Source organism: Litorivivens sp. (genome assembly GCF_041624475.1).
GTDB lineage: Bacteria > Pseudomonadota > Gammaproteobacteria > Pseudomonadales > Spongiibacteraceae > Litorivivens.
On sequence record NZ_JBFJUX010000005.1, the window covers coordinates 163,080 to 178,661 of the forward strand.

The 15,582-nt window shown below is 58.0% G+C and carries 16 protein-coding genes; 6 read left to right on the forward strand and 10 right to left on the reverse strand.

The window, feature by feature from the left end; genetic code table 11:
* Nucleotides 1-92: 92 nt before the first annotated feature.
* Nucleotides 93-509 carry a VOC family protein gene (locus ABY734_RS08230; RefSeq protein ID WP_372778496.1) on the reverse strand — a complete coding sequence of 139 codons (417 nt, stop codon included), beginning with the start codon at nt 507-509 and terminating at the stop codon, nt 93-95.
* A gap of 85 nt (nt 510-594) precedes the next feature.
* Between ABY734_RS08230 and ABY734_RS08235 the strand changes: the two genes are divergently transcribed.
* Complete coding sequence (locus ABY734_RS08235; protein WP_372778497.1) at nt 595-1,815, forward strand: TIGR03862 family flavoprotein; 1,221 nt, start codon at nt 595-597, stop codon at nt 1,813-1,815.
* Between the two features lie 265 nt (nt 1,816-2,080).
* Here ABY734_RS08235 and ABY734_RS08240 read toward each other — a convergent pair whose 3' ends face one another.
* The 5 genes from ABY734_RS08240 to ABY734_RS08260 are packed head-to-tail and all read right to left on the reverse strand — an operon-like array spanning nt 2,081 to nt 6,354.
* Nucleotides 2,081-3,226 carry an epoxide hydrolase family protein gene (locus ABY734_RS08240; RefSeq protein ID WP_372778498.1) on the reverse strand — a complete coding sequence of 382 codons (1,146 nt, stop codon included), beginning with the start codon at nt 3,224-3,226 and terminating at the stop codon, nt 2,081-2,083.
* A 5-nt stretch (nt 3,227-3,231) separates the two neighbouring features.
* The gene (locus ABY734_RS08245) at nt 3,232-3,627 is read right to left on the reverse strand and encodes a hypothetical protein (RefSeq protein WP_372778499.1); all 396 of its coding nucleotides are present in this window, start codon (nt 3,625-3,627) and stop codon (nt 3,232-3,234) included.
* A complete protein-coding gene (gene rimI / locus ABY734_RS08250; protein ID WP_372778500.1) occupies nt 3,620-4,078 on the reverse strand; it encodes a ribosomal protein S18-alanine N-acetyltransferase in 459 nt (152 codons plus the stop codon). The genes ABY734_RS08245 and rimI overlap by 8 nt, the downstream gene beginning before the upstream one ends.
* Complete coding sequence (locus tag ABY734_RS08255) at nt 4,075-4,806, reverse strand: hypothetical protein (protein WP_372778501.1); 732 nt, start codon at nt 4,804-4,806, stop codon at nt 4,075-4,077. Before ABY734_RS08255 ends, rimI begins: the two co-directional genes overlap by 4 nt.
* Nucleotides 4,807-6,354 (reverse strand): 2-isopropylmalate synthase, encoded by a 1,548-nt coding sequence (locus tag ABY734_RS08260; RefSeq protein ID WP_372778502.1) that lies wholly within the window; start codon nt 6,352-6,354, stop codon nt 4,807-4,809. It abuts the gene before it with no gap.
* A 241-nt stretch (nt 6,355-6,595) separates the two neighbouring features.
* Here ABY734_RS08260 and ABY734_RS08265 point away from each other — a divergent pair, with 241 nt between their 5' ends.
* From ABY734_RS08265 to ABY734_RS08280, 4 genes are read left to right on the forward strand one after another with little or no spacing between them, the layout of a single operon-like run.
* Nucleotides 6,596-7,939: a succinylglutamate desuccinylase/aspartoacylase family protein gene (locus tag ABY734_RS08265; protein ID WP_372778503.1), complete on the forward strand. Its 1,344-nt coding sequence runs from the start codon at nt 6,596-6,598 to the stop codon at nt 7,937-7,939.
* A gap of 16 nt (nt 7,940-7,955) precedes the next feature.
* Nucleotides 7,956-8,498, forward strand: coding sequence for an ATP-dependent zinc protease (locus ABY734_RS08270; RefSeq protein ID WP_372778504.1), 543 nt, complete (start codon nt 7,956-7,958; stop codon nt 8,496-8,498).
* Nucleotides 8,499-8,526: 28 nt separating this feature from the next.
* Nucleotides 8,527-10,071, forward strand: coding sequence for an inactive transglutaminase family protein (locus tag ABY734_RS08275; protein ID WP_372778505.1), 1,545 nt, complete (start codon nt 8,527-8,529; stop codon nt 10,069-10,071).
* On the forward strand, nt 10,068-11,006 hold the full coding sequence (locus ABY734_RS08280; RefSeq protein ID WP_372778506.1) for an alpha-L-glutamate ligase-like protein: 939 nt from the start codon (nt 10,068-10,070) through the stop codon (nt 11,004-11,006). The genes ABY734_RS08275 and ABY734_RS08280 overlap by 4 nt, the downstream gene beginning before the upstream one ends.
* A 6-nt stretch (nt 11,007-11,012) precedes the next feature.
* On the opposite strand, the gene ABY734_RS08285 is transcribed toward ABY734_RS08280, so the two are convergent.
* Nucleotides 11,013-12,437, reverse strand: coding sequence for an HDOD domain-containing protein (locus ABY734_RS08285; RefSeq protein WP_372778508.1), 1,425 nt, complete (start codon nt 12,435-12,437; stop codon nt 11,013-11,015).
* A gap of 211 nt (nt 12,438-12,648) precedes the next feature.
* On the opposite strand from ABY734_RS08285, the gene ABY734_RS08290 reads away from it, so the two are divergent.
* On the forward strand, nt 12,649-13,329 hold the full coding sequence (locus ABY734_RS08290) for an SDR family oxidoreductase (RefSeq protein ID WP_372778510.1): 681 nt from the start codon (nt 12,649-12,651) through the stop codon (nt 13,327-13,329).
* A 3-nt stretch (nt 13,330-13,332) separates the two neighbouring features.
* Here ABY734_RS08290 and ABY734_RS08295 read toward each other — a convergent pair whose 3' ends face one another.
* The 3 genes from ABY734_RS08295 to ABY734_RS08305 all read right to left on the reverse strand — a co-directional run bounded on the left by ABY734_RS08295 (nt 13,333) and on the right by ABY734_RS08305 (nt 15,452).
* A complete protein-coding gene (locus tag ABY734_RS08295) occupies nt 13,333-13,584 on the reverse strand; it encodes a GlsB/YeaQ/YmgE family stress response membrane protein (protein WP_372778512.1) in 252 nt (83 codons plus the stop codon).
* A 94-nt stretch (nt 13,585-13,678) separates the two neighbouring features.
* The gene (locus ABY734_RS08300; protein WP_372778513.1) at nt 13,679-14,425 is read right to left on the reverse strand and encodes an alpha/beta fold hydrolase; all 747 of its coding nucleotides are present in this window, start codon (nt 14,423-14,425) and stop codon (nt 13,679-13,681) included.
* Complete coding sequence (locus tag ABY734_RS08305) at nt 14,418-15,452, reverse strand: M14 family zinc carboxypeptidase (protein WP_372778514.1); 1,035 nt, start codon at nt 15,450-15,452, stop codon at nt 14,418-14,420. The genes ABY734_RS08300 and ABY734_RS08305 overlap by 8 nt, the downstream gene beginning before the upstream one ends.
* Between the last annotated feature and the right edge of the window lie 130 nt (nt 15,453-15,582).

Consider the following 15,582-nt stretch of genomic DNA (forward strand, 5'->3'; position numbering starts at 1 on the left):
AGGCTACGCAGGGCAGCAGGACATGACCAGCATCTGCCCGGCATAAAGTCAAAATTGCCTATATTTCTCGATAAAAATGTGACATTCGGCGCCTAACGAGCCGTGACGGAAGATCCGTTTCCGTGCAGGGGAAGGTCAATAATTTCAACGATATTGCCCGTTGGATCGCGCACCACCATGCGTTCAATGCCATCGACGCCGCGAGCCGGACCAAAAACAATCGCGTCAGTCTGCTTGCTGATGCGCTCACAGGCCTGATTGAAATCGTCACAGGCCACCGCAAAATGTGGCCCCAGCGGCGACTTTAGTGGTTTGAATTCAGGGTTCTCGACAACATGTAATTCTGCGTTGCCCAGCAGATACCAAACGCTGCGAAACTGATCAGCTACCGCAGCAGGACGTGGCAGTTCCGGCAAACCCAGCATTTCCGCATAAAATGTTTTGGCTGCATCAAGATTGATCACATTTATAGCCAGATGCTGAAGCCCGATTATTCGTCCGGCAGTCATAGCGCTTTCTCCTGCGTCTTATTGCGTAGACGGGTATGATAGTGAACCTTTTCCCAACTAACGTGAAACTCCGGTAACGCTGCCCGTGACTTCCACCCAACAGTACGATGCCCTGATCATTGGGGGCGGCCCCGCCGGATTGATGGCGGCGGAACAACTTTCCGGCAACGGTTTCAGCGTCGCTGTGTTCGAGCGGATGCCCACGGTAGGCCGCAAGTTCCTTCGCGCCGGTATTGGCGGCCTGAATATTACTCACAGCGAAGCCTACGAGACTTTCACAGAGCGCTACTACCAGCGCAACCGCGACATAGAGCCGCTTCTGCGCCACTTTGGGCCCGCTAATCTGCGTCAGTGGTGTGAAGAGCTTGGGATAGCAACCTTTGTCGGAAGCTCCGGCCGCGTCTTCCCGGAACAGATGAAAGCAGCACCGCTGCTGCGTCGCTGGCTTGAGCGCTTAAAACAAAATGGGGTTAGTTTTCATACCCGACAGCGCTGGCTCGGCTGGGATGAATTCGGCAACGCGGTTTTTGAAAACCGGGCGAATTTACTCAAAGTCAGCGCCGACGTAACGGTGCTTGCCCTTGGCGGCGGCAGCTGGCGCTCACTGGGCTCGGACGGCGCCTGGCAGGCACTACTGCACGCTCGCGGCATTCGCTGCGCGCCGCTGCGCCCAAGCAACTGTGGTTTTAACTACCCCTGGCCCGCCCACATGCCAAGCGCGAGCTTCGGCAGCCCACTCAAACATATCGGGCTTAGTTTGGGGGGCTGGCAGCGATGCGGTGATGCACTGATCAGCCGCTACGGAATTGAAGGCGGCCTGATCTACGCCGCCTCACACCTGCTGCGCGACGCCATTGAGCAACACGGCGCCTGCACGGTTTACTGGGATTTACTGCCCGATCGGAGCACAAGCGAGCTGACATCGATTATCAACGCCCGCAAAGGCGACTCCGTCGGCAACATCCTGCGAAAACTGGGCGTTGCCGACGGCAAGCTGGCGCTACTAAAGGCTCTGAGCGAAAAACGGCAGATGCTGAATCGCCGCCAGTTGCCGGCGCTGATAAAAGCACTGCCACAAACCTTTCACTCGACACGCCCACTGGACGAGGCTATCAGCACCGCTGGGGGTGTCTGTTTTTCGGAACTTGATGACACCCTGATGTGCCACCAATATCCCGGCTTGTTCTGCGCGGGAGAGATGCTGGATTGGGAAGCGCCCACCGGCGGCTATCTTCTCACCGCCTGTTTCGCCAGCGGAATGGCCGCAGGCTGCGGCGCCAGAAACTTTCTGCAAGCGAATCGCTGACTACCTCCCCAACCCAAATTCAGGCGGTATTACCCTGCCCCTGTACATTGAGCGCCTCGTTACCCCGATCCGGTATTGCTGAGCCACATATTGCGGAACGTGGCGTGCTGTAACGGCGAAAAAATACTCGCCATGATTTTAGCCGGCTTGTCCATTGGCCCTCCTACCCGGCTAGTGTAATTTAACTGCCTGTGGATTGTGAGCGGAAAGAGACTCGCCCGAACGACTTATCGTGAAGACATAACGCAAGAACACACAGCCGTTGCTAACCGATCAGTGCCTGTCGAAAACGCCACAGATCTTCGGCGAAATCCTGCGGCTTTTCCAGCGCCGCAAAATGCCCACCGCTGCCTGCCTCGTACCAGTGCACCAGATTGTAGGACGCTTCCACCCATGCCCTGGGTGGACGCAGCAATTCAACGGGATAGATCGCCGCACCGGTTGGCACCTCAATACGGCGCACCGGATCCTTGTGCTGGCGGTGCTCGTAGTACAGGCGCATCGACGAGGTAATCGAGCCGCTGAACCAGTACCAGGATATATTGGTGAGCAGGGTATCCCAGCTCACCGCATTGCGGATTTCACCGTCACAATCGGTCCAGCGTTGAAACTTTTCGGCAATCCACGCGCAAAGCCCCACCGGGGAATCGTGCAGGGCATAACCGAGCGACTGGGGTTTGGTCGCCTGAATTTTGTAGTAGCCCATGCCGTCGCGGGAAATCTTTGCGTCTTCTTCCAGCCGCTGCTGCTCCGCCGCAGTGACATTAGCGTAGGGCTCGCTGGGATCAGCCGGTGCCGCAAGCACCATATTCAGATGTATGGCCTCACAACGCTCCGGCGCAAGATCGGCTAGCTGACGGGTAATCATGGCGCCCCAGTCGCCGCCCTGGCAGATAAAGCGCTCGTAACCAAGCAGCCGCATTAATTCGATATGGCGGGCGGCGATGGCGCGGGTGTGCATGCCGGTTTCGTGGGCCGGTTCGGAAAACCCGTAACCGGGCAGTGACGGCGCCACCACATGAAACGCATCTTCTTTTCGACCACCAAACTTTTCCGGCTCGACCAGACGGGGGATCAGCTTCAGAAACTCGACCACAGACCCCGGCCAGCCGTGGTTGAGCAACAGGGGCTGCGCATCGGCATGGGGCGAACGCTGATGGATAAAGTGGGTGCGCAGGCCGTCAAACTCCAGCGTAAACTGATCCAGCGCGTTAAGCTTGAGCTCCTGCGCACGCCAGTCAAACTCATGACGCCAGTAGTCCACGAGTTCTTTCAGGTAACCAATCTCGGTGCCCTGCTGCCAGCCGGCGTCCGTCAGCTGATCAGGCCAGCGCGTCATATCCAGGCGCTGCTGCAGATCGACTATCGCCTGATCACTTATTTCAACCTTAAAGGTTTTGGCTGTCGGCATCGGCACTAACCTTTCAGCGAGAGGGTATCGAGAATGTCGTCAATCAATTCCCGGTCCATCATTTTATTTTCGGGGTCGCAGTCGTAGCTGACCAGTAGCAGACAGTGTTCGCTGCCCAGGTACCACTCGCGCACCCAGTCTTCGCCGTCCTGAAATTCCTGATAATAACCATCGAAGTCGCCCAGCACCGTCGCTTCCAACTGGCTTTTATCAACGCCAAGCGTTTCCATGAGTTCGCCCAACCCGGCCTCGATATCGCGCTCACTCTCGGTAATCAGCGAGGTCAATGTGATAACCCCCACTTCATCGGGGTCGGTGATCACAATGCTGTCGTCATCCTGGTCAACCAGCCAGTCTTCCGGCAGAGACAGAAACCACCAGTCCGTTTCCAGTTCACGCATCTTCACTTTCCCCTTGCTGCAACCGGCAAATATAGACCAGCGCGTCTTCGCGACCGCCCGCCACCGGATAATAATTTTTACGTTCGCCGATCACACTGAAACCCAGTTTTTCATAGAGGGCGATAGCTGCCACATTGGAGCGTCGCACTTCCAGAAAGCAGTGTTTGATACCGTTTTTTGCATAGTGATTCAGGCAGTATTGCAGTAATTGCCGAGCATAACCTCGTCTTTGCGTCTGCACCGGCACCGCGATATTGAGCAGATTGGCTTCGTCGAAAACCACAGAGAAAGCCACCACCGCCATTGTCTGCCCTTCATACAGCAATTCAAAACAGTCGTCGGACTTCAGGCTACTCTGCCAGTCGGCACGACTCCAGCAGTAGGGGCCGGATTCGGCCTCCAGGGCGAGCACCCGATCCAGGGCCTCGCCCGGGAGACGCTCAACCCTCATTGTTGTTTTGTCAGTTGTGCCCACAAGGTCCGCTTGGCCAGAGGTGTTTGCAGGTAATGCGCCATCGACTCGGTCGCGATGCTGCTCAGTTCGCCCAGCTCACCGGCAAAGCGCTGTGCCTGTTCACCCATCAACAGAACCTGCGGCAGGGCATTGCGTTCACAGTTGGCGAGAATTGCCGCGTTCACAGCCTCACGCGCCTCGGTTTCTCCCTGAGCCAGGGCCTGATTTCCCACCACCGGCCAGCGGAACAGGTGCTGCTGCAGGCTTTGCTTGATACTGCCCTGCCAGCCTTCCTGGCGTCGCGACAGGGCCAGCATCAGGTTGGCGGCAAATTGTTTCAAGGCCGTTTCCGGCACCTGCTCGGGAGAGGCATCCACCAGCAGGGCCAGCCCCGGCACCAGATAAAAGCGCAGAATAAACTGCAGTTTTTCCGGCTTGGGCTGAGTCTCGGCGGCAGGTGCCGGTTTGGGTGATTCCGATTTAGCAGGCGTGCCAACCAGATCACGCAGCAGATTGCGGGCCGACTCAGGCGCTTCTCTGGCGGTGCGCGGCTGGCTCTGCATCTCACTGTCTGCCGCTGGCGTCGACACAACCTCAGGTTCGGGCAGAGTCCGACACAATACCGGCTCCGGCGCACCGGGCAGGCGAAAACGCGGAAAGAAACTTTCCACCCCCATCGCCTGCAGGTAGGCCAGTCGTTTGGCCTCGGGCAACGCCTCAAACATTTAAACGCCTTCTTTCTGAGGGTGGGTGCGCATGGCGCCGGAAGCCAACAGATTCAGGGCATTCAGGTAGGCCTTAACCGACGCGACGATGATATCGGTATCCGCCCCGTTGCCATTGACGATGACATTGTCTTTTTCCAACCGCACCGTCACCTCACCCTGAGAATCCGTGCCCTGGGTAATGGCATTGACCGAATACAGTTTGAGAGTAGCGCCGCTGTTCGCGACCTGCTCAACCGCAGTAAAAGCCGCATCCACCGGGCCATCACCTTCAGCCTCTACGAATCGCTCCTCGCCATCAACCTGCAGCCGCAATCGGGCCTTGGGTTTGCGTCCGGTTTGGGAGTGGGATTCCAAATCCAACAAGCGGTATTTTTCGTTTGAATCCGGCGCAACCACGTCACTCACCAGCGCCTGCAGGTCCTCGTCGAAGATTTCGTGTTTCTTGTCCGCCAGATCCTTGAAGCGGGTAAAGGCGTCGTGAAAGGCCTCGTCACTGTCAAAGCTGATACCCAGTTCGGTCAAGCGCGCCTTGAAGGCCGCGCGGCCGGAGTGCTTGCCCAACACCAGCTTGTTGGTGTTCCAGCCCACATCTTCGGCACGCATGATTTCGTAGGTTTCGCGGTATTTGAGCACGCCGTCCTGGTGAATGCCGGACTCGTGGGCAAAGGCATTGGCACCGACAATGGCCTTGTTGGGCTGCACCGGAAAACCGGTCACCGTAGACACCAGCCGCGAGGTGGGCACGATCTGGGTGGCATCAATGCTGGTTTCTACCGGGAATACGTCGGCGCGGGTGCGCACGGCCATCACGATCTCTTCCAGCGAGGCATTGCCGGCGCGCTCTCCCAAGCCGTTGATGGTGCATTCCACCTGCCGGGCACCCTGCAGGACGGCCGCCAGGGAATTGGCTACCGCCAGCCCCAGGTCATTGTGGCAGTGCACCGAAAATACCGCCTTGTCGGCGTTGGGAATGGTGTTCATCAGGCGATAAATCAGTGCGCCGTATTCCTGCGGCTCGGCATAACCCACCGTGTCCGGCAGATTGATGGTGGTGGCGCCGGCCTTGATGACCTGCTCAATAATGCGACAGAGAAAGTCGAATTCCGAGCGCGAGGCGTCTTCGCAGGAGAACTCCACATCGTCGGCCAGGCTGCGGGCTGTGGTCACCGCTCGCACGGCTTCATCGACCACCTGGTCGGGCTTCATCCGCAATTTGTAATCCATGTGGATCGGCGAGGTGGCAATAAAGGTATGAATGCGTGACAGCGCCGCCGGCTTCAGCGCTTCCCCCGCCCGCTCGATATCCTTCTTCGACGAGCGCGCCAGCGAACAGATACGGCTGTGCTTCACCGCCTCGGCCACCGCCCGCACCGACTCAAAGTCGCCCTGACTGGCAATAGCGAAGCCCGCCTCGATCACATCCACGCCCATTTTTTCCAGCATTTTGGCGATACGGACCTTCTCGTCACGGGTCATGGACGCGCCCGGGCTCTGCTCGCCGTCGCGCAGGGTTGTATCAAAAATGACCAGCTGGTCCTTAGCCATGGGGGGACTCCTGAATTCCACATCCTGAATGTGGCCTATTCTCACACAGATTGCCGACAAATCAGAGTACAGGCACACTCAGAGTAGCCGGGGGTGATTATCGCTGCGAGATCGCGAAAGTTCCCGTCCAGCTTGGGATAATTTCCCAAATTCTTCACAGCAAGCCTATAACACTTAAGATAAAGTGCGCACTCATTGCGCATCCACAGGGAACCCGGGCAAAAGGAGCACCGACAGGTTTATGTCACTGCCACAGAGTCGTTCGATGCTTGCCATTTTCGGAGCCTGTCTGCTGGCCGGCAGTCTGGCCAATGCCACCGAGCGCGTGCGCGATGTCGCGCCGCTAAAGACGGAACTGCCCGCCGAGCGCCCTCCGGTTGAGCGCTTTCTGGGCAAGTCGATCAAACGCGGTATTCTCGACCGTCGCGCCTGGTCCGCCGGCCAGCCACTGTCCGGGCTGGCCCTGCCCACGCCGGTACTGATCGCCGCCGGCAATGCGCCCGGACCGACCATGTGCCTTACCGGCGCTGTGCACGGCGACGAACTCAACGGCGTGGAGATCATCCGCCGCATCATGTTCGCCCTGGACACGGAAACCCTCACCGGCACGGTGATCGCCGTGCCCATCGTCAATCTCTACGGCTTTCAGCGAAACTCCCGCTACCTGCCCGATCGCCGGGATCTGAACCGCTACTTCCCCGGCAACCCTCGGGGCAGTTCGGCCGCCCGAATCGCCCACCATTTTTTTCAGGACGTGATCAGTCACTGCGACGCCCTGATTGATATTCACACCGGCTCTTTTCATCGCACCAATCTGCCGCAGCTGCGGGCCGACCTCAGCAACGCCAGCGTCGCCAGACTCAGCCAGTTGTTCGACGATTTTGTCGTGCTGCACAGTCTCGGCGCGGTGGGCACGCTGCGTCGAGCAGCGGTTGAGGCCGGAATCCCCGCAGTAACACTGGAGGCCGGCGAGCCTCTGTACCTGCAGCCGGAAGAGGTAGCACAGGGCGTTCGCGGGGTGCTCTCTGCCCTGCGCGGTTTTGGCCTGATGGGCGACGCCAACAAGATTGCCAGTGAACAGCAGGTGTTTTATGAATCCGTCTGGTTGCGCGCCGATCAGGGCGGGGTCCTGTTCAGTGAGGTCAAAATCGGCGATGCGGTCGAAAAAGGCGATATTCTGGGCTCGGTTACCGACCCCATTACCAACCGCAGTACGCTGATTCGCTCCAGCGCAAAAGGCACGATTATCGGTATGGCGCTCAACCAGATGGTGATGCCCGGTTTCGCGGCTTACCACCTGGGGCTGGCCAAGGCCGAGGGTGCCGCCGTTGAAAAAGCCGCCGAAGGCGCCGCCAATGCGGCTCTCGAAACCGTTCGCAAGGCGGTACAGGAAGTGGCCAAGGAAGCCGCTGAGAGTGCCAGCCAGAGCGGCGATGACCCACAGGCCGTGAATGAGGCGGCGCGCAAGGCCGCCGAGGAAGCCACCCAATCCGTTATCTCCAGAGAACTACCCGTCGATGCCAAAGGCGAGGATACTTCCGAGCAGGAACAGCGTATCTCGGAACCCGACGAACACCCGGAATAACCACAGGAGGATAGGCATGCGCCTGAAATCAGCCATACTGAGTCTATTGATTATCGCGGTAGCGCCCGCCACAACTTATGCGGGCAAGAAAGACAAAGACATGGACGCTGGTGGCAAAGTCATCGCGGGCTGGATAGAAAAGGTCACGGTGCCACTGATTCGCGACGAGCCCATCAAAGCCAAGCTGGACAGCGGCGCCAACACCTCGTCGATTCACGCCATTGATGTCGAGCAGTTTGAACAAGACGGCGACGACTGGGTGCGTTTTACCTTTGTCGATAAGGATGGCGCCAAAAAGGAGCTGGAGCGAGCCATGGTCCGTGGCGTGAAGATCAAGGATCTTGGCGGCGGCGCTGACCGGCGTCCTGTGATTGAATTGGATATGTGTTTTGATGGTCGCGTACACAAAACCCAGTTCACCTTAAGTGATCGCAGCGGTTTCAATTACCGTATTCTGCTGGGTCGCCGCTTTATGAAAGGCGTCGCGGTCATTGACCCCGACGAGACCTACCTGACCAAAGACCACTGTCGCGACGCGACAGCTGACAAAGACGACTGAATCCATGTCGTCGCTCTGGGGATAACTGATGCGAGATTTAAAGTTACGAGTAGTGGCCGCTGTGCTGTTTGCCCTAGGGCTTGGCCTTTGCATCTACAAAGTCAACGTGTTCGGCCTGCCGCTGCAACCAGGACAGGATGAAGAAGTCTGGACGGTTCAGGCTCGCATCTCGTTCAAAGGTTCCGGCAAGCCCACCAAGGTGCAATTTGCCGTACCGCATCAGACCCCCGGCTTTGTGACGCTGGACGAAGACTTTATTTCCGGCAATTACGGGCTGGCCACAGAAGATAACCGCGAAAACCGCTGGGCCAACTGGGCAGTAAGGCGCGCCAACGGTCCGCAAACCCTGTACTACCGTATCAGTATTGCCCGCGACCAGAACAGCAATGAACTGGCCGGTTCTACACCGCCCTTTCCCCAGGCGCCCTTTTATCCCGAACCCTACAATTCTGCTATCAAGGCCATTCTCGACGACGTTCGCCTTGAATCCGCCGACATTGCCACCTATACCCGCGAACTGTTAACTCAACTCAATGCCGACAAACCCAACGAAAACGTCGAACTGTTGCGCGGGCGGGCAAACAACGACGAAGCCTGGGTCTATGAAATCAGTGAGGTTCTGAAAGGCGCGCGTATTCCCAACCGAATACTCTATGGGCTTGAGCTCAACGAGTCGATCAACAATGCCCAGCTAAAACCCTGGCTGCAGGTTCACAACGGCAAACGCTGGCTGTCTTTCAACCCCCTGACCGGACAACCCGGCTTGCCCGAAAACTTTCTGGTATGGCGTATCGGCGAAGGGCCACTGGTCTGGGTTGACGGCTCCGGTGCCGCCGAAGTGGTGTTTTCAGCCGCGCGCAATTACCGGGAAATTGTCGATATCGCCCGCAAGCGCGCTGAGCGGCTGGGCTCATCACTGGTCGATGCTTCGCTGTTCAATCTGCCGCTGGAAACCCAGAATGTCTACCGTATCCTGATGATGGTGCCGCTGGGCGCTCTGCTGGTTGTAATACTGCGCAATGTGGTGGGTATCCGCACCTTCGGTACTTTCATGCCCGTTCTTATCGCCATGGCCTTTCGCGAAACCCAGTTGGTATGGGGGATTATCCTGTTCAGCGTGATGATCGCCGTAGGCCTGTCGATTCGTTTTTACCTTGACCGATTGATGTTGTTGCTGGTGCCCAGGCTCGCTTCAGTGCTGATCATTGTCGTCATCATGATGATCCTGATCAGCATTCTAACGCATCAGTTTGGCGGCACCCGCGCCATGTCGGTAGCCCTGTTCCCGATCGTTATCATGGCAATGACTATCGAACGCATGTCCATCGTCTGGGAAGAACTGGGGGCTGGTGACGCACTCAAAGAAGGCGCAGGCAGTCTGTTCACTGCGATCCTCGGCTACCTGTTGATGACTAATGCCACCCTGAGTCATCTGTTTTTCGTATTCCCGGAACTGCTGCTGTGCATGCTCGCGGTTACCCTGCTGTTCGGCCGCTACACCGGTTACCGACTCACCGAACTCTGGCGCTTCCGCGCAGCGCTGAAGTTTGAACCGCCGGAGTCAAAATCATGATCAGCTGGGCGCGAAGATTACGAGAACGCGGCATCGTTGGCATCAATCAGCGCAATGCCGAATTCATCATGCCCTACAATCCGCGCAAACACTTTCCGCTGGTTGACGACAAACTGCGCACAAAAAAACTTGCGATTGACAATGGCATCGCGGTGCCCGAGCTATACTCCACGGTGGAGATTGAGCACGACGTGCACACAATGCTCGACACGCTCAAGCACTACAACAGCTTCGTGATCAAACCCAACAATGGCAGCGGTGGCAACGGGGTGCTCGTGATTGGCAATCGCATTGGCAGCCACTTCACCAAAGCCAGTGGTGCCATCGTCAGTGGTCAGCAAATCCAGCGCCACACCTCCAATATTCTCAGCGGCATGTACTCGCTGGGTGGCGTGCCGGACACGGCCATCATCGAATACCGGGTGGAAAGCGATCCGTTTTTCGACAGTATCAGCTATCAGGGTGTGCCGGATATTCGGGTGATTGTGTTTCGCGGTATGCCTGTCGCTTCGATGCTGCGGCTACCGACCCGGGACTCCGATGGCAAAGCCAACCTGCATCAGGGCGCGATCGGTGTGGGCATTGATATTGGCACCGGAGTTACCCGAAGCGGCGTACGCGCCAACGATATGACCAAGGTGCACCCGGACACCCTGCAACCCATCGACGGTCTGCAACTGCCCTACTGGGAAACCATTATGACGCTGGCGGCACGCTGCTCAGAGCTGGTGGGCTTGAACTATATCGGGGTGGACATCGTCATTGATCGCAGCAAGGGGCCGCTGGTGCTGGAATTGAATGCCCGGCCGGGCCTGAACGTTCAGCTAGCCACAGGACGTGGCCTGCTGTTTAACCTGCGCGCTGTTGAAGCGATGGACAATATTCCAGCACGGGCGGAAGATCGGGTTGCCCTGGCACGGGAGAAGCTGGGCTAAACCCTTTTAAACCAGTTCCTTCAGACGGCGCTCAGGCAGCTCTTCTCGAACAACGTAATCGCCCTGCTTGCGAGCACCTTGCAGAGCCAGCGCAGCGCCGTTCATCAAATACTGCTCACTATCGAAATTAATATCCTCTGAGCTGCCGGCAACACCGGCACATAACTTCAGCGCGACCCGATTACCATCGGCAACGGTATAACGCGCATCTTCAAACAGATTCACAATGCGCTCTACCACCCGCACCGCATCCTTCGCCCGGGCGCCCAGAAGGATAATGGCAAAGGTGTCGCCGTAGCGGGTAGTGAAATCTTCAACCCGGATACATTCAAGAATTTTCCGGCTAACAACTTTCAGCAGCAGCCTGATGACTTTATCGCCGTAAAGCTCCCGCAACTCGTGCAGATTATTGATAGACACCATAGCCACGCTGGTGGGTTGGCCGCGTAACATGCGAAAGGAATTCTTCAAACTGTTCTCGAAGGCCGCCGGGCTCATTACGCCTTCGTTGTCGAGATTATCTTCCAGCAGCCGCTGCTGACCTAGCGAGGCAAAGTCTTCGTTGATTACCGCAGCGGGCTCACCGAGTTCAGGCTCGCCGGCGATTTTCCCGAAAACTTCTATCTCCCCCGCCGAGTTAACCACTTCGGCATAAAGATCCTGATTGCTGTGTACCGCCTGATCGACCTGCAGCAGTATTTGCATACATTGAGAGTCGCGAATGCTGAAAACGCGATAAAGCTCACGACCGACCTTCGCGTAAGCCTCATCCCCGCCGCCGGATAAAAAGAAATCCGCAATAAAGCCGGAGGTAGCCACGCAGGCGGCAAACATATCCTCGCCTTCAGCGTGGTCACTGTGGCTTTCCAGTACCGCCTTCACCGTGCGTTCGTGCATGCCCCATTCCTGCAGCAATGCGCCACCGAACTTGGCGTGGTCAAATTTCAGAGCTTGCTGCTCAGTCTCAACCAAAGTTCGATGCTGCAGTTGTCCGCCATCGCCAAGCTTGGCATACAGATCAGGGCGCACGCGGTCCAGCGCCAGCAGTCCGAGATCCTGCAACAGCGCCGCGAGAAATAATTCATCAAGCGCCTTTTCCTTGACCGCCTTACCGAGCACGCGTGCTGCCTCTGCTGCCAACAGACTGCGCTGCCAGAAAATATTGTAATCAAGGTGGGCCCCCGGCTGCCCGGCCAGGGCTTTGGTAAGACTCAGCGACAGGGAAACATCGCGCACGGTGTTAAACCCCATCACCACTGCAGCGCGCTCAACTGTCTCTACTTTATTGACCAGATTATAGGCAGCGGAATTGGCATAGCGAAGCAGGGTACTTGCCAGGTACACGTCCAGAGAAATGACGTCGGACAGTTCAGTCAGGCTGGCGTCGGGCTTTTCCTGAATCTCCAACAGGCGCGTGGCTACCGTCGGCATGACAGGTAACCGCGTCTCCCCGCGAAGCATTTGACGTAACGCTGAATCCGACAACGGCATTCCTTACCCAGTAGCATTTTGTACACTGTAGGAAATTCATGTGCCGAGCGAAATCAGTAGTCTCCGCAGTTCAGCTGACGACTCGCACCCGGCCAAATTGCATCAACGCCCTCCCGGCCTTACTCTATCGCCACTCAGACAGGAGAGACACATGCATCAAGCCCTTGATAAAAAAAGAATTCTTCTGACTCACGCCGACCGTTTTATGGGCCCGGCCCTGCACCAGACCCTGCGCGCGCAAGGCGCGGACGTCGTTGCCAATACCGACGATCTACTGCTTCCGGAGGAGCCGGCCAAGCTGGTCGCTCAGTGTGGAGATATTGATGTGCTGGTGGTAAATCTTGCTTTGCCCGCCCCGTCCACTCCGGCTGTCGACGTCGGCGAGGACGAGTGGCGTGAGGTTTTCGCCTGCCTTGTCGATCCGCTGCCGAGGCTCTGCCGCGCGGTATTGCCGCAGATGCAGCAGCGCGGCCACGGCAAGATACTGGTCATGGGCAGCGCCTCGGCGCTGCGCGGCATGAAGCGGGCTTCAACTTATAGCGCCGCGCGCGGCGCGCAATTGGCTTACGTGCAGGCATTGGGGGTGGAAGTGGCCGGGCAGAATATTCAGGTGAATGCCATTGCCCAGAACTTTGTCGACAACCCGACCTATTTCCCGGCGAGCGTTCAGGAGAATCCACGCTTTCAGGAGCGCCTGAAACGCGAGGTACCGCTCGGTCGACTGGTCGGGGCTGAGGAGGATGCCGCGTTTGCCGCGTTTCTCTGCAGCGATGCCGCGAATCATTTTGTGGGTCAGGTATTCCCGGTGTGCGGCGGTTGGGTGCAACGCTGAACGTTACATACGCTTGATCAAACGAACCAGAAACAGCAGCAGGATAGCGCCCACAGTGGCGGTAACAATCGAACCAATGATGCCGCCAGCGTATATACCCAGGGCGTTGAACACGCTGCCGCCCACCACCGCGCCGACAATACCAATCACACTATTGCCGAGAATCCCGTAGCCACCGCCTTTTATCAACAGGCCCGCGAGCCAACCGGCAATACCGCCAATCAGTAAAAACACCAGCAGACTTTCAACACTCATGACGCTCTCCCTGTCCATTGAAGCCTGTCGCACATCAAGCTGCGAACAGACGCCTCAAGGCTTGCATAGAGCTCGCTGAATATCTGCGAAGAATTTACATAAGCCCACGCGGTTCCAGCAGGGAATGAATCAACCAGTCCGGGTCTTCCACCGGCAGGTCATGCCCGGCGTGATCGTGCAGGGCAAGGGGTAATTGCCACCGGGCCGCGAGCGTCTCACTGCAGCGCACATCCACCAAGCGGTCGGCGTGTGAAGCGATCAGACGGATGTTTGCCCCCGGCAGCGGCGCTGCGGGCTGAAAGCGGGCGGCCGCCACAAGCTGGCGCAACAGATTGCGGCGGCTTACCGGCTGCTTCCGGGCAATCGCTTGCCACTCACTGAGCATCGCGACGTCTCTGCGCCGAAGGTTACAGGTCACCGCCAACACGGCGCGCTCGCGCCACACCGGATTGAACAGCCCCGGCAGCAGCCGCAGAAAAGCGCGCGGCAACATGCGCTGATAAAAGGGGCTGACGCTGGCCAGACTGCTATTGATCATCACCAGCTCCGCAATCGCCTTGGGCTGCAAGCCAAGCCAGGCCAGGCCCACCATGCCCCCCATCGACAAACCGATGACTCTAAAAGGTGGCTGCAGATCGCGCCTCTGGCACTCGCGGTGCAACCCAAGCGCGGTTTCTTCCAGTGACAGGGGGCTGGTTTCAGCCCAGCGTTCGCCGTTGCCCGGCAGATCCAGACACACCACCCGAGCTTCCGGGCAGGCCGCCGCAAGACGCTCGGCAAAGCCCATCCAGTGATGCTGGCCGCGACCCAGCCCGCGCAGCAAAATAAAGGTGTCAGCCATCCGGATACTGCTCGTACCAGCGCCGCATAGCCGCGCGCTGACGAAATACCCGCTCGTTTTCCGAAGGCAGCCACGCCGGGTAAGCTCTCACCGCGCGAATCAGAAATTCCATCAATACCGTGTGGCGGCGCAGCACCCGTTGAACCCGATGCGCCTTGACCGGATTGAACAGGCCCTGCAGGCTGCGCAACTGCAGGGGGTTTTTCTTTACCCAGCGCCAGGAGCCCATCTCCAAGGTCAACGGTAGCAACAGCCGCTGATCCGCTTGCGCCTCGGTAGTCATCCAGTCCCACAAATCGCCGTGGGTTATGTAGTGGCGAGATTGGGGTTCAAACAGGTAGTCCAAATGGGGATAGGTGCGATGCATCAGTTTGTAGAGGGCATAGTATTCAGCCAGCGTTGGCACCGGCTCACGGGAGCGGGCATAGGGAAACCAGAGCCGGTCATACATACCAAAGCCCGAATGAACATCCAGCGCCAGCACACAGGGTGAGCGGTGCGCCTCACCCATTACCAGCGCCTTTAAAGCCATCGCTTCGGGTTCAATCTCGCCCTTTTTACCGCGATACCAGGGCAGCCAGCCGCCCAGACGATGACCTCCACCGAGAAAAGCGGCGCCGGTCGGAGCCTCCACCGGGGCATTGCGCATCAGGTCCACACCACGACCGTTGGCGCGAGTCTGGCGGATCAAACCCACCGGGTTGGCGATGGGCAGAAACACCAGGCGCAGATGTTCCAGCCCATCGGTCAGGCTGTGATCCCACTGCAGACGCTGAATCAGGGTTTCCAGAAAGGCCAGCACCACCTGACTGCCAATGCGCTCAACACCGTGAATACCGCCGACAAAAATCAACACCGGCACATCATCCGCCTCGCTGCCCAGCTCCAGTACCTGCAAAGGCATATGCTGGTCAGTGCCCGGCAAAGGCACTTCCGCCAGAACTCGGCTGCGCAGCAAGGGCGAAGAAAACAGCAACAGGCTTTTCAGATGGCGCAGTTCCGGTGTTAGCACCAGTTCATCACCCATGCATTGCACTCCCGACCAAACCAGCCACGGAGTGAAGCACAGCCGTGTGACAGGCGTATGTCAGAGTGACGGCCATCGACCTTGCCTTTCGGCAATACAACCGCACCACCGGCTACGGTACACTACGGCC